Consider the following 17,835-nt stretch of genomic DNA (forward strand, 5'->3'; position numbering starts at 1 on the left):
ATGCGCCAGATGATGCGTTGCAAAGGGTGCAGCAAAACCGGTTCGAGTGTACCCTGCGCAACACGATTTTCCCCCAATGCAGATCAAGAGTGAGTCGCACCTGATGCAAGATCCCGTTCGTCAGAGCATGTTGGCCCGTATGGGCATTCAAAGCTGGCAGTTGCGTCGTCCGGCATTGCTGGGCGCAGCCCCCGCTCCCGAGCTTGAGCAACATGCAGGCCAGACAGCCACGGCCACCAGCGCCCCGCAGCACAGCGGCAAACTCTGGCTGCTGGCACCCAGGCTGCCTGCCACCACGCTGCTGGCGGATATCTGCCAGCTGCTCAGCATAACGCCCGACGAGGTCTCCCTGCTCAGCGAGCTGCCACCTGCCGCCCTGCAAAGGGCGGACGCCGCCCCCCTGCTCTGGCTGACGGAGGTCAACCCTGCACGGCCGGATGCGCTGGTCTGCCCGCTCGCCCCCAGCGCCGCGCAAAAGCGCGCCCTGTGGCAACAGCTGCGCCGACACCTTGCGGCCAGCGTGGCGTGATCCTGCATCATGCCGCCAAGTCCCACTGTGATGCTGCTCTTTTTACCTGATTTTACAAACGCAGCCCCTGCCAACCCTTGCCCCCAAAATCTTGCCATCCGGAGCCCCCATGCCTGAGTTTCGTCCCCTGCTCGAGAGCGATTTCGACCTTGTCTATCCCATCGAGCAAGCCGCTCATAAGGAGCCCTGGAGTCAGGCCAACCTGCTCTCCTGCTTCGGCCCTCGCTATCTCAACGGCTTGATGCTGGTCGATGGTCGCCCGGCGGGTTTCTATATCTCGGATCTGGTGGCTGGTGACAGCTCGCTGATGAACATCTGCGTACACCCGGAATTTCAGGGCAAGGGACTGGGCCGAGCGCTGCTGCAAGCCTATCTGGCCCGCAGCAAACAAGCGGGGGCAGAGGCCTGGTTTCTTGAGGTGCGCGCCGGTAACCAGACCGCCATCAACCTCTATGAGAGCGCCGGATTTGCCGAGTATTGCCGCCGCGCCGACTACTACGGCACCGGCAACGATCGGGAAGATGCCGTGCTGATGTCGCGACTGTTCGATTTCGGCTGATCCAGCCTTTTCGTTGCACTAAACCGCCTTGCCCCACCTCACTCGAGAGGGGCGTTGTCCAGCGCAGGATCCTGCAAGGCCAGTGTGGTGTGAACCACCGCCTCGAATCCGGCGGCGGAGAGCGGCATATAGAAGCCCCGCTGCCAGGTTTTTCCCGGCATCCAGATCTGGTCGATATCCACCACTATCTTGATGGGTCTGAGGGGCTGACCCGGCTGCTGGATATAGATGCCGGGCGGTGTGACGACCTTGGGCAACCGGCTCAGGATCTGCTCGCTGCCATCCCCCTTGCCCGGGTTGAGTCGCACCTTCACCAGCCGGGCGAGCGGGTCAACCATCTCTTTGCTCTGCCAGAATGTCTTCTCCAGATCGCCGCAGCGGCGGCACTTGGGGGTCTCCAGCACATAGAGCAGCGGATAGCCCAACGCCAGCGCCTGTTGCTGGGCTTTATGATACCCCTCGGCCCCCTGATACCAGGGATTGGTGGGGCCCTGTGATGTCTTTCCTAAAAAGAACCAAACTGCAGCGCCTCCTACCACCATCAGCCCGACTGCGGCCAACGCCCCTTTAACCCACAGATTCATATTGTTAACCCTCTATCTATCTGCCTCCTTGCAGTATCGGCCAGCCCGCGCAAAGGGAGAGCTATTTGCAGCCTTTGTGATCCAAAACAAACGGCGAACACTTGTAAGCTGTAATATTGGAGTTTAAACTCCAGCCCGATTTTTATTGCCCTCGTGGGCGTACAACTGTAATTAAAGGATGTTTGACTGATGCCGAAGCTTCATCTGGTTCGACTGATGCGTGAACGTATTGCCCAGCTTGGCAACAAGGCTGCCCTGCGGGTTCAGCAAGATGGCCAGTGGCGTGCCATCGGCTGGCGTACTCTGGGCCAGGCCATGGACTACTGCGCACAGGCGCTGATCCGCAGCGGCCACCAGCCAACCGAAATGGTCGGCATCTATTCGCGCAACATGCCGGAGTGGACCCAGGCCGATCTCGGCATCCTTGCCGCCCGTGGTGTCAGTGTTCCTATCTACCCCACCAGCACCCTCGATCAGCTGCGCTATATCGTGCGCGATGCCAACATTGGCCTGCTGTTCGTAGGGGAACAGCCCCAGTTCGATCAGGCGCTCAACTTGTTAAAGGATGGCGAAATCCGCCAGATCGTCGCCCTTGATGGCAGCGTCAACCTGCGCGGCTGCCCGCAGGCGAGCCACTTCCAGGACTTTCTGGTCTCCGGCAATCATCAGCCCAGCGAGCAGGAGCTGCGGGAGCGGGAAAGCCAGTACCGGATGGACGACCTGCTGACCCTGATCTACACCTCCGGCACCACCGGCGAGCCCAAGGGGGTCATGCTCGATTTCGCCAACATCGCCGCCTGTTTCGAGATGCACAACAGCCGCCTCGACCTCAATCAGCAGGATGTGTCGCTCTGTATGCTGCCGCTCAGCCACGTGTTTGAGCGGGTCTGGAGCTTCTACGTGCTCTACTGCGGGGGCGAGAACGTCTATATCCGCGATCCGCAGAAAGTGATGGATGTGATTGGCGAGGTACAGCCGACCGTGATGTGTGCCGTGCCGCGCCTCTACGAGAAGGTCTACGCCATGATCCAGGCCAAGGTTGCCCAGGTATCGGCCCTGCGTCGCGCCCTGTTTGGCTGGGCCACCCGGGTCGGTAAACAGATGGTTGCCACCCGTCAGGCTGGCAAGAGTGCCTCACCGCTGCTCTATGCCCAGCTCTGGCTGGCAGAGCGGCTGGTGTTTCGCAAGCTGCGCACCCGTTTTGGCGGCCGCACCCGCTTCCTGCCGGTAGCGGGCGCCCGTCTGGCCGACGATGTGAACCTCTTCTTCCAGGCGGCGGGACTCAACCTGAAATACGGCTACGGCATGACCGAGACCACGGCTACTGTCTGCTGCTACGAAGAGAGCAAGTTCAAGCTGGGCTCTATCGGCACTGTGCTGAACGGTATTGAAGTGAAACTGGGTGAGAACAACGAGTTGCTGGTACGCTCCACCACCGTTATGCGCGGCTACTACAACAAGCCGGAAGCGACCGCCGAAGTGATGACCGAAGATGGCTTCCTGCGCACCGGCGATGCCGCCGAGCTCGACAGCCAGGGCAACATCTACTTCACCGAGCGCCTCAAGGAGCTGATGAAGACCTCCAACGGCAAGTACGTGGCCCCGCAACTGGTGGAAGGGACCATCGGCAAGGATCGCTTCATCGAGCAGATCGCCATCGTCGCCGATGCCCGCCACTTCGTCTCGGCGCTGATCGTCCCCTGCTTCGAATCGCTGGAGGAGTACGCCCGCTCCATCAACCTGCAGTACCAGTGCAAGAGCGAGCTGCTGCGCCACTCCCGGGTGGTGGAGTTCTTCGAATCACGCATCGCCGATCTGCAAAAAGAGCTGGCCAAGTTCGAGCAGGTGAAGAAGTTCACCCTGCTGCCGAGCGCCTTCTCCATGGAGCTGGGTGAGCTGACCCCCACCATGAAGCTGCGCCGCAAGATCATCGAGGCCAAGTACCAGAGCGAAATCGAGGCCATGTATAACCACGTCTGATATCGCTCAGGTTCCAAGCAATAAAAAAGCCGCTCACTCGAGCGGCTTTTTGTTGGCACTTTTGTTGGCACGAACCAGCCATCAGGCTGTGGTGGTGGTGCTGGTGCCGAAGTAGTCGGCCAGGAAGTCGTCAAACGACAGGCTGTCGCTGCGCTCGCGCTCCCGCTGCTTGGCCAGCGAATCCTTCGCCTCACCGGCAAAGTAGGCCTCATCCCAGTACTGCAGCTCCCCTGCCAGCAGCTCCTCGCGATAGCGGGTCGCCAGCTTGTCGCCATAGCAGCTATTGTCTTTGCCGCTGGCCAACAGCTCCTTGAGCATGCGGGCGGAGTAGGTGAGCTCGGGGTTGAGCAGCTTCTCGCGATGCATCGCCAGCGTCTCGCGATAGCGGTTGCGGCCGCAGCAACGATCCAGCAGCTCGGCGACCTCCGCCAGCTCCTCGAACAGCTTGAGCCCGTACTCTTTGAGGCCAATGGCATTGCCCTGCTCATCTTCCAGATCAAGACCTGGACGACGCCCTTCCAGCACCACCTTGTTCTGGTTGCGGCGGTTGCGGGCGATCTCCTCCTCGCTCAGCACCGCAGAGGGGCGCAGCAGGCACCAGACCAGGAACAGATCGAAGAAGCGGATTTGATCGGCGTCGATCCCCAGCGGGGTGAAGGGGTTGACGTCCACGGTGCGCAGCTCGATGTATTCGATGCCGCGCTGATCCAGCGCATCCGAGGGCTTCTCGCCGCTGCGCGGGGTGCGCTTGGGGCGGATCGGCGCGTAGAGCTCGTTCTCCAGCTGCAGCACGTTGTCGTTGAGCTGACGATACTCCCCATCCACCTTGACCCCGATCTTGGCAAAGTCGGGATTGTGGGTGTTGATGGCGCGGCGCAGGCTGCTGACATAGGCCGGCAGATTGTCGTGGCTGATCTTGAGCCCCGCCTGGGCGCTGTTGGTGTAACCGAGATCGGAGAGACGCAGCGCGGTGGCATAAGGCAGATAGAGAGTCCCCTTGCCGGTCTTCTCGAACGGCAGGTTGCTCTTGCGCCCTTTGAGGAAAGATTCGCAGATGGCCGGGGAGGCGCCGAACAGATAGGGCACCAGCCAGCCGAAGCGGTAGACGTTGCGAATAAGCCCCATGTACTTGTCGGAGATAAAGCGCTGGCTGCAGCAGCCGACGCACTCCAGTTCCTGCCACTCGCACCAGAAGCTGTCCGGCATGGAGAAGTTGAAGTGCACCCCGGCGATCACCTGCATCAGGCTGCCATAGCGGTTCTTCAAGCCCTGACGGTAGAGGGTCTTCATCTTGCCGATGTTGGAGCTGCCGTACTGGGCCAGCCGGATGCTCTCTTCCCCGCCGACGAAGCAGGGCATGGAGAGCGGCCAGGTCCGCTCGTCACCCAGATGCTGCATCACATGGTGATGGATATCGCCGAGCTGCTCCATCAGGCTGTCGATGGAGTCGGTGGCCGGGGTGATGAACTCCAGCAGGCTCTCCGAGTAGTCGGTGGTGATATTGGGATGGGTCAGGGCCGAGCCCAGCGCCCGGGGATGGTCACTCTGGGCGAGTCGGCCATCTGGCGTGATGCGCAGGCATTCACGCTCGATCCCGCGCCGGATCCCCTTGAGCGCGGTGAGGCGCTCCGGTGATCCCAACGCATTCAGCAACTCGGTGAGCGACAAGCTTGTTGTAGTCATATTCACGGCTCATGTGAGGCCGCCCTATCCGGGGCGGCTCTTGATTTTTATAAAGCGTCAGTTACGGCAACTGCAGCGGATAGATGGGAAGATGAAGCTCCTTCAGGGGTTTTTCAAGCTTTTGCTTGTCTCCCACCACGACGATCACCATGTCGACCGGATTGAGCCAACGGGCGGCACTGGCCTTCAGCGCCTCGGGCGACACCGTCTTGATCAGGTTGTTCTGGGCCTGCACATAGTCCGGTTTCAGGTCATACATCACCATCTGCAGCAGGAAGCCCGCCTTCTGGCCCAAGGTCTCGTAGGAGAGGGCATCCTGCTGGGAGACAGCGCTGCGCATATAGGCCAGCTCGACCGGAGTCGGGCCGCTGGCGCGGTAGTTATCCATCTCCTTGAGGAACTGACGAATGGCATCGACGGTCGCATCGGATCGCACATTGGCGCCGGTGGCGAAGGTGCCCACCTCGCGGTTGGCGGAGAAACCTGAGCTGGCGCCGTAGGTGTAGCCCTTGTCTTCCCGCAGATTGAGGTTGATGCGGCTGTTGAAGTTGCCACCCAGGTTGAAGTTCATCAGCCCGGCGGTGAAGTAATCCCCCGTGGTATCGAACGGCATGGCGCGACGACCGATGCGGATCACCGACTGGGGTGCCCCCGGCTTGTCTACCAGATAGATGCCCGGTTTGGCCTGCTCACCCTTGAGCTTGAGATCCCCCAGGGTCGGCGTTGCCCCCTTCCACTCGGTCAGGAAGCCCAGTTGCTCCTCGATCTGCTTCTGGCCCACATCACCGACCACCACCACTTTGGCGTTGGTGGGGTTGTAGTAGGCCTGATAGAAGTGCTTCACATCCGCCAGCGTCAGCTTGGCCACATCGGCCGCTACCCCGTCGGAGGGTTGACCGAGGCGATTCTGCTTGCCGTAGACCAGCTCGCGGAACGCCTGCCCGGCCAGCCACTCGGGCTGCTGCTGGGCTTGTTGCATCCCTTGCAGCAGCTGCGCCTTGACCCGCTCGAAGTCCGCCTCCCGCATACCCGGGCGCTCCAGCACCTCGCGCACCAGCGCCAACGTCTGGGGCAGCTTGTCCGCCAGCGAGCTGACGGTGATCAGGTTGTTGTACTGGGCGCTGGAGACATCGATGGAAGACCCCAGCTTTTGCAGCTCGTCACTGAGCTGAGCTTCGGTCAGGCGCACCGTGCCCTGCCCCATCATGGCGGCGGTCAGATTGGCCAGCCCCAGTTGCCCTTTATCTTCGGCACGAATGCCGCCCGGCAGAGCGATCATGATGGAGACAGCCGGGATCTCGTCACTCTTGGTGCCAATGATCTCGATGTTCTTGTCGAGCGTGCCGTGCCAGATGGCGGGCACCTTGACGCTCACCGCCTCGCTCGCCTTGGGCTGCACGCTGCGATCGAAGCTGTCTTTCACCGGTCGTTCGGCCAGCGCTTCATCATGCTTGCTGTAATCCGGCAGCTCGCGCTTGGCGGGGGTAAAGTTCGGGGTGGCGACCTGCCACTCTGTCTTGCCCTTGGGCACCACGCTCAGCACCACCGCCGGCTTGCCCGCGATGAACTGGTCGTAGGCGGCTTTCACCTGCTCCGGTGTCACCTTGCCGATGGCATCGAGGGTCTTGAACACATAATTGGGATCCTGGGTAAACACCTGCCCCATGGCTAGCTGGCTCACCTTGCCGGAGACACTGTCCAGACCCCAGATGGCGGAGGCGCGGTACTTGGCGATCGCCTTCTCCAGATCTTCCGGCTTGAGGCCACGCTGGGCGAACTCGCCGATCACCTTGTCCACCTCCCCCTTGAGGGTCTTGAGGCTGCCATCCTGCGACGGATTCGGGTAGGCGTAGACGGTCAGGGTACAGGCCAGCTCTTCACAATGGTGAGAGGCGCCCACATCGATCGCCTTGCCGGTTTTCACCAGCGACTGGTAGAGCATGGAGCTGGCGGAGCCGCCGAGCACATCGGCAAACATGTCGAGCGCTGGCTCCTGCGGATCGCCAAGGGAGACGGTCGGGTAGCTAATATAGAGCAGCGGCAGGTGCACCTTGTCCTGCAATGTCACGTAACGGGTCTCGGGCAGGGTCACCGGTTTGGGCGTCGGCTCGGCCACGTCCGGGCCGCGCGGGATGGAGCCGAAGTACTGCTCGATCCAGGCGAGGGCCTGCTTGCTGTCAAAGTCACCACCCAGAGTGAGGGTCGCATTGTTGGGGCCATACCAGCGCAGGAAGAACTGCTTGAGGTCGTTCACATCGACCCGGTCGAGATCTTCCACGTAACCGATAGGCTGCCAGGAGTAGGGGTGAGTACGCGGATAGAGCGCCTCCCCCACCTTCTCGCTCACCAGACCATAGGGCTGGTTGTCGACCCGCTGGGCCCGCTCGTTCTTGACGGTGGCGCGCTGGATCTCGAACTTCTTCTGGCTCACCGCATCGAGCAGGAAACCCATCCGGTCCGCCTCCAGCCAGAGCACTTTTTCCAGCTGGTTGGCAGGCACGGTCTCGTAGTAGTTGGTGCGGTCCTTGTTGGTGGTGCCGTTCATGTCACCACCGGCCTCGTTGATGATCCGCATATGCTCCTGATCACCGACGTGTTTCGAGCCCTGGAACATCATGTGCTCGAAGAAGTGGGCGAAGCCGGACTTGCCCACCGTCTCGCGGGATGAACCGACGTGATAGGTCACATCGAGGTGCACCAGCGGATCGGAGCGATCGGGGGCCAGGATCACGGTCAGGCCGTTGTCCAGCTTGTACATCTGGTAGGGGATGGCGAGCTTGCCCTCCTCCTTGCCCTGTTCGGCGATCAGGGTCGGTGCCGCCAGCACCGGCAGGGTGAAACCCAGCAGAATCGTTAAAGGTATGACTTTGTTCACGGTAACCTCGTGAGTGACAAAAACAGGCTAGAAAATGTGACTGGCCAGCAGAAAAACCAGGGCATAACGGAACAATTTGCCGAGCCCGATCAGAATGAGAGAGCGCCAGAAGGAGAGGCGCAGCCAACCGGCCAGCAGACAGAGACCATCACCGACCACTGGCGTCCAGGCAAGCAGCAGACACCAGTGACCATGTTGTTTGAGCCAGCCTAAGGCTTTTTGTTCCCCACGGCCTTGAAAATCTTCCGGTTTCTTCTTGAAGGTGGCAAGCCAGCCGAGCCACCAGGTGGTCATGGAGCCGAGAGTATTACCGAGAGTGGCCCACAGCAACAGGCTCCCCATGCTCCACTCCCCTTTGGCCGCCATGGCCCCCAGCAGCACTTCCGAGCTGCCGGGCAGCAGGGTGGCGGAGGTGAAGGCGCTCAGAAACAGCCAGCTGAGCCCCATTTCCATCATCTCATTCATGATGCCCTTCCCCGCCACACAGGCAAGAAAACGAGGTGCTCAGCAACAACCACACCATGCCCCATCTCCATCATCCCGCTCATGCAGGATAACCGTCGGCGGCGGGCATGCGCAGCAGCAGCTTGCCGCGCACATGGCCCCCTTCGATGGTCTGGTGGGCCAGCGCCCCCTCAGCCAGAGCGAACTCACCGGCGAGGGTGACCTTCACCTCCCCCTGACGCAGCAGCATCAACATCTGGCTCAGCTGCTGCTGGTCGGGATGCACCAGCATGCCGACCACCTCGATACCCGCCGCGGCACCCGCATCCTTGATCCGCTGGGCGGTAATGGTGGGCACCGTCACCAGGCGGCCGCCCGGCTTAACGCAGGCCAGCGCCGCCTTGCCGCTCTCGCCCCCCACCAGATCCAGCACCAGATCGACCTGACCGGCCTCTGCCACCACCTCTGCTGGCCAGTTCGCGTCGTGGTAATCCACCATCCAGCGCGCACCCAGCCCATGCAGGAAGCCATGGTTATCCTGGCTGGCGGTGGCCACCACTTCGGCGCCATAGGCACTGGCAAACTGCACCGCCAGATGGCCGACGCCACCGGCACCGGCGAGGATCAATACCCGCTGACCACTCTGAAGGCCGCCGTGCTCAAGCAATCCCTGCCAGGCGGTGAGACCGGCCAGCGGCAGCGCCGCCCCCTGCTGAAGGCTCACCCCGTCGAGCTTGACCAGCTCGCTCTCGCTTGCCACCACAGACTCCCCGTAGCCACCAGCACTCAGGGGAAAACCGACCATGCCGCACACCCGATCCCCCTCGACCAGCGAGGTCACACTGGGGCCCACCTTCTCCACCACGCCGGAGAGGTCATAACCGGGCGTCCAGGGCAGATTGTCCTTGTTCTGGGCCGCCGCCCAGCCAAGACCAGCGCGGGTCTTGGCATCGATGGGGTTAACCCCCGCAAAGCAGATGCGCACCCGCACTTCGCCATCGGCTGGCACCTTATCGAGGGAGGGGTTGAGCTTGAGTACCGAGGGGTCACCGAATGCGGTAATCTGTAGTTGCGTCATTGCACAATCCATCCTGTTGATTGATCAAGGGTCAACAGAATAACAGCGAGGACACCATGGCTCGAATGTTTCTTATTCCTCTGTTGCTGGCACTGGGGTGGTGGGCGTTTCTGCTCTACTTCCGCATCCCGCTCAAACAGGGGGCCAAGGGGTTTTACTGGATCATCGGCATCGGTGGCGGACTGGCCGCCTTCCTCAGCCTGATGATGGTGCTGACTCACTGAGTGCACTGCCACTCGATAACGAAAAAGGCCACCGTATTCCGGTGGCCTTCTTATCATCCGGGTTGCAGCTCCTGCGCCGGATTGAGGTAGTAGTGGCGATTGCTCCCCTGCCCCAGTACCCCCTGCGACAGCAGATGGTGGAACACCCGATCCACCTCCTCCAGCGAGAGTGACAGCGCCTGCGCCACCGAGCGCTTGCTGCACTTGAGCTCACCGCTCACCAACGCACCGCGCACCTGCGCCAGCACTTCGGGGGCGGGCTCGGGAGGCATCATGGGCTCGGGCTGCGCCGCCATCGCCAGCGCTTCCTGCGCCTCAAGGCGGGCTCGCTCCTGCTGCCAGCGCCACATCCGGCGAAAGCGGTTCTCCTCGCCGATCAGGCTGACGAAGAAGGCACCGAACACGTCGAGCAGCACCGAGAGGAAGCAGACCAGCAGGAACTGCACCTGACTGATGCTCATCCCCACCCCGTCCGCCAAGCTGCTCATCAGCCCCAACATGGAGGATTGTTCGTTGACCGGCTTGGCATCGCGCTGCTGGCGCAGCTCATCCTGCTGCAAACGCAGCTTGGTGTTGGCGTGCTGCAGGGAGGAGACGCCGCTGGAGATGCGCTCCAGCTCGATATATTTACGGGCCGCCTCCTCGTTGAGCTGGATCTGCCGCTCGATGCTGGCGATCTGCTCGTCGAAGCGGGCAAGCTCCCGCTCGTGGCGCGCCTGCTGGCTCAGTACCGTGTTGGTGGCGCTGTTGATGCCACCGATACTGCCGCCGATGGAGATGGCCGCCAGCACGCTGTAGAACAGCAGCGACCAGAAGGCGCCGCTCAAATCCCGCCGCGCCTTGCGCTCACCGTACTCGTACCAGACGTAAAACTTGCCCAGTTCGAAGATGATGGCCAGCCCGCCAAACAGCCACTTCATCAGCGGGTTGTCATCGATGGAGAGAAACAGCAGCAGGGAGAAGATGATGGAGGCCAGAATGGCCAGCCCGGTGAAACTGTATACCGTCGTCAGAGCAAACCACCCCTTGGGGTAGCGCAGTGCGGAGGAGTCCTGTGTGGTCATCATGAAGGGGTGTGCTGTGCAGGAAAAGTTGGCTGCCGATTATAGTCGTCAGGCCCGCACAGAGAAGGGCAAATGACTGAATTCCTTCAGATTGCCCCCCAGCTGCCCAGAGTGCGACCAAAACGGATAAATCGGCAGCAGAAAAGCGGTACAATCCCCCCCTGACTTGATCGTATGGTGGGATGGGGTACGGTTCCGCTCGGGTTCAGCCCCGATCTGTACACTCATCCGCCGTTGCAATTATCCGAGGCCATCATGAACAGTACGACCACTTTGCTACTCTCCCTTCTTCTGGTTACCGGCAGCGCCGCTGCGACACAGCAATATCAAGAGAGCAGTGGCTCAGAATTCTCCGTCGATGAGCTCAAATTCAATCTGGACTGGGATGACAAGCAATTCGGCTGGACCCAGAACGACTGCCTCGACTTGGGGGTCGGCGAATCCGCCCCGGCCGACTGCAAGGCGGTCAAATTCAATCTGGAAGATGAAGAGAACCGCAACCAGCCTCCCAGCACCAACCAGCTCTCAGCCCCTCAGGGCAACAACCAGTAATGGTCAGGGGCCAACCGTGGCCCCGACTCCATTGACCGTTACCAGTAATTCTCCGCACTGATATTGCCCGGCGCACGCCGCAGATTTTTGGCCAACCCCAGTGCCAGCAAGGTCTGCTGGGTCTCTTTCACCATCTCCGGGTTACCGCAGATCAGCACCTGACTCAGTTCGGGTGAGAAGTCCAACCCCACCCGCGCCTGCAACTGGCCGTTGGCAATCGCCGCCGGGATCCGCCCTGCCATCGCATCGGGCCACGGCTCACGGCTGACAAAGGGAACATAACGAAAGCGCTTGCCGTATTGTTCGGCAAAGCTGGCGATGAGCGGCTGATAACTGAGCTCTTCTCCTTTGCGCACCCCGTGTACCAGCACCAGATCCTCGAAACGGTTGAAGGCCTCGCCATCGGCCAGCATGGAGAGGAACGGGCCGATGGCAGTGCCGGTCGAGAGCAGCCAGAGATCGCGCCCGGCAGGCACCTCATCCAGCGTCAGAAAGCCACTCGCCTGAGATTGCACCAGCAGGGTGTCACCCGCTTGCAGCGAGCCGAGCGAGGGGGTCAGTTCGCCGCTCGGGATCTCGACCAGATAGAATTCGTGCCAGGGTGCAGAGGGGGGATTGACGAAGGAGTAAGCGCGTTGAATGCGCCGCTCACCCTGCTCGAGGGCCAGCTTGGTGAATTGACCTGCCTTGTAGGGGGCCAGATCGGCCGCTACGCGCAGGGAGAACAGGGTGGGTGTCCACTCGATGCGTTCGATGACGCGACCCTCGACCCAGGCTGCCATAAAGATCTCCTCCAACGGAACAGACCTTCACTCTACCCCCGGGCCCCAAAATAAAAAACCCGCGCAAGAGCGCGGGTTTTTCTGCAAAAGCGAAACGCTATTACAGGGCAACAACCTGGATCTGTACGGTTGCTTTAACGTCAGCGTGCAGCTGAACAGCAACTTCGTAGTCACCGGTGTTACGCAGAACGTTGCCCATGCGGACTTCGCTCTTGGCAACGGCTACGCCGGCAGCAGTGATGGCTTCAGCCACGTCACGGGTACCGATGGAACCGAACAGCTTGCCTTCGTCGCCAGACTTGGAAGCGATAACCACGGTAGCCAGTTCGGCCAGCTTGGCAGCACGCTCTTCAGCAGCAGCTTTGTTGGCAGCCAGTTTGGCTTCCAGCTCAGCGCGACGAGCACCGAAAGCTTCGATGTTGGCCTTGGTGGCCATAACAGCTTTGCCTTGCGGGATCAGATAGTTACGGGCGTAGCCAGCTTTAACAGCGACTTGATCACCCAAACCGCCCAGTTTGGCGATTTTGTCGAGCAGGATAACTTGCATTACCTTTCCTCTATAAATTTCGTTGAGTTAGGCTTAAGTGCCGGGCCGATTCTTACTTGTTGTGCAGATCGGTGTACGGCAGCAGAGCCAGGTAACGAGCACGCTTGATGGCGCGTGCCAGCTGACGCTGATACTTGGCGCGGGTACCGGTGATACGGCTCGGTACGATCTTGCCAGATTCAGTGACGTAGTTTTTCAGAGTAACGATATCTTTGTAGTCGATCTCGGTAACGTTCTCGGCAGTGAAGCGGCAGAACTTACGACGACGGAAATAACGTGCCATGGCCTTTATCCTCTATTCAGTGATCCAGAATTACTCTTCGGAAGCAGCTTCAGTAGCTTCTTCACGGCGCTCGTCGTCACGACGGACAAAACGCTCTTCCTTGGCCTTGGCCATCGGAGAAACTTCAGTCACAGCGTGCTTGGTGCGCATGATCATGTTGCGGATAACGGCATCGTTGAAGCGGAAGTTGGTTTCCAGCTCATCGATAACGGCTTGCTCTGCTTCTACGTTCATCAGAACGTAGTGGGCTTTGTGCAGTTTGTCGATCGGGTAAGCCAGCTGACGACGGCCCCAATCTTCCAGGCGATGAATGGTACCACCGGAGGTGGTGATAGCGCCGGTGTAACGCTCGATCATGCCGGGTACTTGCTCGCTCTGGTCCGGATGAACCATGAAGACGATTTCGTAATGACGCATTTTAGCTCCTTACGGATTAATTCAGCCTCCGCCCAGGTGCAGCCAGACCTCGGAGGCAAGGAACGTAATGGTGTTTAGTCGCTGCTTTTCTAGGGCGGCGTATTGTACGAAATCACATCCCTCACTGCAACTGGCAGCCACAGATGTTTTTACCGATGGAAATCATCAAAAATAACAATTGATAATGATTATCATTTAGATCTATTCTCTCTTCATATCCTTATGGAGGGTGATGACATGCAACCCGCACTGACTACAACGATTCCGCCCCGCAAATTCAAACTGACCCTGCTTGGACCTGCCTTTATCGCCGCCATCGGCTACATAGATCCGGGCAACTTCGCCACCAATATCCAGGCGGGCTCTACCTTCGGCTACCAGCTGCTCTGGGTAGTGGTGTGGGCCAACCTGATGGCCATGGTGGTGCAGACTCTCTCGGCCAAACTCGGCATCGTCACCGGCAAGAATCTGGCGGAGCACATCCGCGACCGGCTGCCGAAACCGGCGGTCTGGGCCTACTGGGTACAGGCGGAGATCATCGCCATGGCCACCGATCTCGCTGAATTCATTGGCGCCGCAGTCGGCTTCAAGCTGCTGCTCGGCGTGACCTTGCTTGAGGGGGCCTGCATCACCGCCGTGGCGACCTGGGGGATCCTGATGTTGCAATCCCGCGGCCAGAAACCGCTGGAGTTCGTGGTCGGTGGCCTGTTGCTGTTTGTCGCGGCGGCCTACATCGTCGAACTGATCTTCTCCCGCCCCCATCTGCCCAGCCTGCTGGAGGGCGCCCTCTTCCCTGGCCTGCCCAACAGCGATGCCGTCTATCTGGCAGCCGGGGTGCTCGGTGCCACCGTGATGCCCCACGTCATCTACCTGCACTCGGCGCTGACCCAGCACACTCAGGATCAGGGCTCGGTCAGCCAACGGCTGCACACCACCCGGGTCGACGTGGCGATTGCCATGACCATCGCCGGCTTCGTCAATCTGGCGATGATGGCGATGGCAGCAGCCGCCTTTCATAGCTCGGGCCACCAGCAAGTCGCAGAGCTGGAGTCCGCCTACCAGACCCTGACCCCGCTGCTGGGTCAGGCAGCAGCCACCCTGTTTGGCCTCTCACTGGTCGCGTCCGGCATCAGCTCTACCGTGGTGGGCACACTGGCCGGGCAAGTGGTGATGCAGGGCTTCGTGCGCTTTACCATCCCGCTCTGGCTGCGTCGCGCCATCACCATGATCCCCGCCTTCGTGGTGATCGCCATGGGGCTCAACACCACAGAAATTCTGGTACTGAGTCAGGTGGTGCTGAGCTTTGGCATCGCGCTGGCCCTGATCCCGCTGTTGATGCTGACTGGCAATCAGGAGCTGATGGGGAAACATCGCAACCACCCAGTCACGCAGGCCATCGGCCGCCTTATCGTCGCACTGGTGATTGGCCTCAATGCCTATCTGCTGGTCGCAATGCTCTAACAAACCGTAAAACCAAGAGAAGAGGGGCTCATTAACGCTGGTTAATGAGCCCCTTCGCACTTTGGCGTATGCTGCCGCTTTCTCTTCTCATTTCTCGTTGCGGGAGCCTTGCCATGGAACATACCCGAGTCAGCTTCGTGCTGGGCCATCATCAGGAGCAGGCCAGCGTAGTCTGCTGCCAGCGCGGTGACACCACGCTGCTGGTCACCGACCTCACTCCTTTTCATCCCCAAAGCCACCTCTGGCCCGATCAGCCGGGGGATGTGGGCCATGCTCGCTGGGAAGGGGGCGACGCCGCCATCGGCCCTTGCCGGATGGGGGCCATCAACCCGGATGGTGAGCTGTTCGTCGACAGCGCCATTCCGGTCAAGCGGGGCGCTGAGGGGTGGCATTTCGTGGTGGTCCATCCGCTGATCGGTGACCACCCGCTGGCTGTTGGCAGCCAGGTCGAGTTACAGGTGGATAGCGCTGCCCGCTACGCCCTGAGTCTGGGCCACAGCGGTTGCCATCTGGCGGCGCTCGCCCTCAACCGAGCGCTTATCCCCTACTGGCGCAAGGAGGTGAGTGAGCGCGATGCACTGGGCCAACCCGATTTCGACCGCCTCGCCATCCAGAGTTCACGGGTCGAACCATCTGGTTCGAGCGAGCAGTACCGCATCGGCAAGAGCCTGCGCAAGAAGGGGGTCAACAGCGAAGTGCTGCTGGCGGATCTGGCACTGATTGAAGAGAAGGTCAATCAGCAGTTGGCCGACTGGATCGCAGCTGGGGGCGAGATCCGCCGCAGCCGCGCTGGCGAGGCGATCATCGATTCCCGTTACTGGCACTGCACGCTGGAAGGCCAGGAGGTGACCATCCCCTGTGGCGGCACCCATGTCGCCACCCTCGCCGAGCTCTGCCAGGTCAAGGTGCAGCTCACTCTGGTGGAAGAGGGCTTTGCCATGCTGACCCGGGTCACCCCGACCCACCGCTAACCCCGCCGCCTTCACAACAAGCGCCGCCCCCATGTGGCGGCGCTTGTTGAGCGCACTCTCTCGCAAGGGACCCCGGCTAGCGAGGGATCCCGGCACCCAGCTGGTCAGCGATCGCATCCATCAAGGCCCTCACCCGGCGCGGTTGACTGCGACTCGAGGGATAGACCAGCTGCAAGCGGGAAGGGGTAGTCGAAAAGGGGGCCAGCACCTCCAGCAGCGCGCCTCTGGCCAGATCCTCCTGCACATCCCACCAGGATTTGAAACAGAGCCCCAGCCCCTGCAGACACCACTGGCGTACCAGCAGACCGTTGTTGGTCACCCGTCGTCCGGCCACCTGCACCCGATAGGGGGCACCCCCAACCTCGAATCCCCAGCTGCGATCGGGGGTATCGCCAAAGCGCATCACCAGACAGTCGTGCCGCTGCAACTCGTCCGGATGACGGGGGATGCCCCGCCGCCGCAAGTAATCCGGGGAGGCGCACACCATCCTGCGGGTCTCGCCCAGCGAAATGGCACGCAGCGAACTGTCGGCAAGGGTGCCGTAACGCAGGGCGAAGTCGATCCCCTGCCCCACCAGATCCACATACCCGTCGGTCAGGTTGAGATCAATGGTGACGCCGGGGTGCGTCTCCATGAACTGATCCAGCAAAGGGACCAGCCGGGTACTCCCCAGATCCACCGGCGCACTGAGGCGAATCGGGCCCGCCATCTCTTGACTGCCCAACTGGATGCGACGCAGCAGATCGTCTGCGTCGGCCAGCAAGCGGCGCCCCTCCTCCACCAGCAGACGCCCCTCCTCGGTAAGGCTGATGGAACGCGTGGTACGCGTCAGCAGGGCAACCCCATAGTGACGCTCCAGGGCGGCGAGGCGCTCGGAGACAGTAGCCGGGGAGAGTCCCAGCTCGCGCCCCGCAGCGGAGAGCCCCCCTTTCTCCACGATGGTCAGGAAAAGTGCCAGATTATCCAACATTATTGCTCGCAATTTCCGAAATATGAATTCAGATTAAGCGAGATTATCAGAAATATCTGTCGAATATATCCTCTCTCCATCTCGTGCCAACCCGTGATGGCCCTCATCCGGATCGGCTATCTGCACCTTTTTAGAGAGGAATCGATCATGTCATTTACTGCACAAACGCTCTCCGTGGTGATCGGTGGTCACAGTGGCATTGGTGAGGCGGTCGTCGCCGCCCTGAGCAACCGACCCGGCCGGGTGATCGCAGCCAGTCGCCGCGACGGGGTCGATGTGACCGACCCCGCCACGCTGGAGGCATTCTTCCAGCGCCATGGCCCACTGGATCATCTGGTGATCACCGCAGGCTCCCAGGCGCCGGGGGGCCATTTTCTGGCCCTCGACAACGCCGCCGCCAAATCGGCCTTCGACACCAAATTCTGGGGCACCCTTGCCATCATCAAGGCTGCCGCCCCGCACTTGAAGCCCAATGGCAGCATTACGCTGACCTCTGGCTTTCTGGCCCGCAAAACGGTACCCGGCACGCTGGTCAAAACCGCCATGAATGCGGCGCTGGAGGCCAGTGCAAAAATCCTGGCGCGCGAGCTGGCCCCCCTGCGGATCAACGTGGTCAGCCCGGGCCTGACCGACACCAGCGCCTATCAGGCGATGTCCCCCGAGTCACGCCAGGCCATGCTGGAGCGGGCCGCCACAACCTTGCCTGCCGGTCGCTACGGTCGCGCGCAGGACATCGCCGCAGGCTACCTGCTGGCCATCGACAACCCCTTTATGACCGGCGCCACCATCGATCTCGATGGCGGAGCCCTCATCAACTGAACAGCAGGGGAAC

General features: G+C 61.0%; 19 protein-coding genes. 8 read left to right on the forward strand and 11 right to left on the reverse strand.

The features are described from left to right. Window positions 1-103 precede the first annotated feature (103 nt). Entirely contained in the window at window positions 104-529 is a 426-nt protein-coding gene (locus tag LD28_RS0102550; RefSeq protein WP_033135556.1) for a DNA polymerase III subunit psi, read from the forward strand. Window positions 530-638: 109 nt separating this feature from the next. Then, window positions 639-1,088: a ribosomal protein S18-alanine N-acetyltransferase gene (gene rimI / locus LD28_RS0102555; protein ID WP_033135461.1), complete on the forward strand. Its 450-nt coding sequence runs from the start codon at window positions 639-641 to the stop codon at window positions 1,086-1,088. Window positions 1,089-1,126: 38 nt separating this feature from the next. Here rimI and LD28_RS0102560 read toward each other — a convergent pair whose 3' ends face one another. Further along, window positions 1,127-1,672 carry a hypothetical protein gene (locus LD28_RS0102560; protein WP_033135462.1) on the reverse strand — a complete coding sequence of 182 codons (546 nt, stop codon included), beginning with the start codon at window positions 1,670-1,672 and terminating at the stop codon, window positions 1,127-1,129. A gap of 189 nt (window positions 1,673-1,861) precedes the next feature. Here LD28_RS0102560 and LD28_RS0102565 point away from each other — a divergent pair, with 189 nt between their 5' ends. Beyond that, window positions 1,862-3,652, forward strand: a complete 1,791-nt coding sequence (locus LD28_RS0102565; protein ID WP_033135463.1) for an AMP-dependent synthetase/ligase — start codon at window positions 1,862-1,864, stop codon at window positions 3,650-3,652. Window positions 3,653-3,733: 81 nt separating this feature from the next. Here LD28_RS0102565 and gshA read toward each other — a convergent pair whose 3' ends face one another. The 4 genes from gshA to LD28_RS0102585 all read right to left on the reverse strand — a co-directional run bounded on the left by gshA (window position 3,734) and on the right by LD28_RS0102585 (window position 9,732). Further along, a complete protein-coding gene (gshA, locus tag LD28_RS0102570) occupies window positions 3,734-5,335 on the reverse strand; it encodes a glutamate--cysteine ligase (protein WP_033135464.1) in 1,602 nt (533 codons plus the stop codon). A 61-nt stretch (window positions 5,336-5,396) separates the two neighbouring features. Beyond that, window positions 5,397-8,210, reverse strand: coding sequence for a M16 family metallopeptidase (locus LD28_RS0102575; RefSeq protein ID WP_033135465.1), 2,814 nt, complete (start codon window positions 8,208-8,210; stop codon window positions 5,397-5,399). Between the two features lie 27 nt (window positions 8,211-8,237). Next, entirely contained in the window at window positions 8,238-8,675 is a 438-nt protein-coding gene (locus LD28_RS0102580; protein WP_033135466.1) for a YqaA family protein, read from the reverse strand. 79 nt (window positions 8,676-8,754) lie between these two features. After that, complete coding sequence (locus tag LD28_RS0102585) at window positions 8,755-9,732, reverse strand: NADP-dependent oxidoreductase (protein WP_050514243.1); 978 nt, start codon at window positions 9,730-9,732, stop codon at window positions 8,755-8,757. 56 nt (window positions 9,733-9,788) lie between these two features. On the opposite strand from LD28_RS0102585, the gene LD28_RS22820 reads away from it, so the two are divergent. Continuing rightward, the gene (locus LD28_RS22820; RefSeq protein WP_005308905.1) at window positions 9,789-9,956 is read left to right on the forward strand and encodes a hypothetical protein; all 168 of its coding nucleotides are present in this window, start codon (window positions 9,789-9,791) and stop codon (window positions 9,954-9,956) included. 53 nt (window positions 9,957-10,009) lie between these two features. On the opposite strand, the gene LD28_RS0102590 is transcribed toward LD28_RS22820, so the two are convergent. After that, on the reverse strand, window positions 10,010-11,020 hold the full coding sequence (locus LD28_RS0102590) for a hypothetical protein (protein ID WP_033135557.1): 1,011 nt from the start codon (window positions 11,018-11,020) through the stop codon (window positions 10,010-10,012). 255 nt (window positions 11,021-11,275) lie between these two features. Between LD28_RS0102590 and LD28_RS0102595 the strand changes: the two genes are divergently transcribed. Then, the gene (locus LD28_RS0102595; RefSeq protein WP_033135558.1) at window positions 11,276-11,572 is read left to right on the forward strand and encodes a hypothetical protein; all 297 of its coding nucleotides are present in this window, start codon (window positions 11,276-11,278) and stop codon (window positions 11,570-11,572) included. Between the two features lie 38 nt (window positions 11,573-11,610). Here LD28_RS0102595 and LD28_RS0102600 read toward each other — a convergent pair whose 3' ends face one another. The 4 genes from LD28_RS0102600 to rpsF form a co-directional block, all read right to left on the reverse strand. Beyond that, window positions 11,611-12,354: a ferredoxin--NADP reductase gene (locus tag LD28_RS0102600; RefSeq protein ID WP_033135468.1), complete on the reverse strand. Its 744-nt coding sequence runs from the start codon at window positions 12,352-12,354 to the stop codon at window positions 11,611-11,613. Window positions 12,355-12,454: 100 nt separating this feature from the next. Then, window positions 12,455-12,901 carry a 50S ribosomal protein L9 gene (rplI, locus tag LD28_RS0102605; protein WP_033135469.1) on the reverse strand — a complete coding sequence of 149 codons (447 nt, stop codon included), beginning with the start codon at window positions 12,899-12,901 and terminating at the stop codon, window positions 12,455-12,457. A 52-nt stretch (window positions 12,902-12,953) separates the two neighbouring features. Further along, window positions 12,954-13,184: a 30S ribosomal protein S18 gene (gene rpsR, locus LD28_RS0102610; RefSeq protein WP_005313392.1), complete on the reverse strand. Its 231-nt coding sequence runs from the start codon at window positions 13,182-13,184 to the stop codon at window positions 12,954-12,956. A 30-nt stretch (window positions 13,185-13,214) separates the two neighbouring features. After that, window positions 13,215-13,601: a 30S ribosomal protein S6 gene (rpsF, locus tag LD28_RS0102615; RefSeq protein WP_033135470.1), complete on the reverse strand. Its 387-nt coding sequence runs from the start codon at window positions 13,599-13,601 to the stop codon at window positions 13,215-13,217. A 237-nt stretch (window positions 13,602-13,838) separates the two neighbouring features. Between rpsF and LD28_RS0102620 the strand changes: the two genes are divergently transcribed. Together LD28_RS0102620 and LD28_RS0102625 are read left to right on the forward strand one after the other, a co-directional pair. Beyond that, window positions 13,839-15,062 carry an Nramp family divalent metal transporter gene (locus LD28_RS0102620; RefSeq protein ID WP_033135559.1) on the forward strand — a complete coding sequence of 408 codons (1,224 nt, stop codon included), beginning with the start codon at window positions 13,839-13,841 and terminating at the stop codon, window positions 15,060-15,062. A 113-nt stretch (window positions 15,063-15,175) separates the two neighbouring features. Then, window positions 15,176-16,033, forward strand: coding sequence for an alanyl-tRNA editing protein (locus tag LD28_RS0102625; RefSeq protein ID WP_033135471.1), 858 nt, complete (start codon window positions 15,176-15,178; stop codon window positions 16,031-16,033). A 76-nt stretch (window positions 16,034-16,109) separates the two neighbouring features. Here LD28_RS0102625 and LD28_RS0102630 read toward each other — a convergent pair whose 3' ends face one another. Continuing rightward, window positions 16,110-17,003: a LysR family transcriptional regulator gene (locus tag LD28_RS0102630; protein WP_033135472.1), complete on the reverse strand. Its 894-nt coding sequence runs from the start codon at window positions 17,001-17,003 to the stop codon at window positions 16,110-16,112. A gap of 147 nt (window positions 17,004-17,150) precedes the next feature. Here LD28_RS0102630 and LD28_RS0102635 point away from each other — a divergent pair, with 147 nt between their 5' ends. Next, window positions 17,151-17,822 carry an SDR family oxidoreductase gene (locus LD28_RS0102635; protein WP_033135473.1) on the forward strand — a complete coding sequence of 224 codons (672 nt, stop codon included), beginning with the start codon at window positions 17,151-17,153 and terminating at the stop codon, window positions 17,820-17,822. Window positions 17,823-17,835: the final 13 nt, after the last annotated feature.

The sequence above is a fragment of the Aeromonas finlandensis genome, from assembly GCF_000764645.1.
Taxonomy (GTDB): domain Bacteria; phylum Pseudomonadota; class Gammaproteobacteria; order Enterobacterales; family Aeromonadaceae; genus Aeromonas; species Aeromonas finlandensis.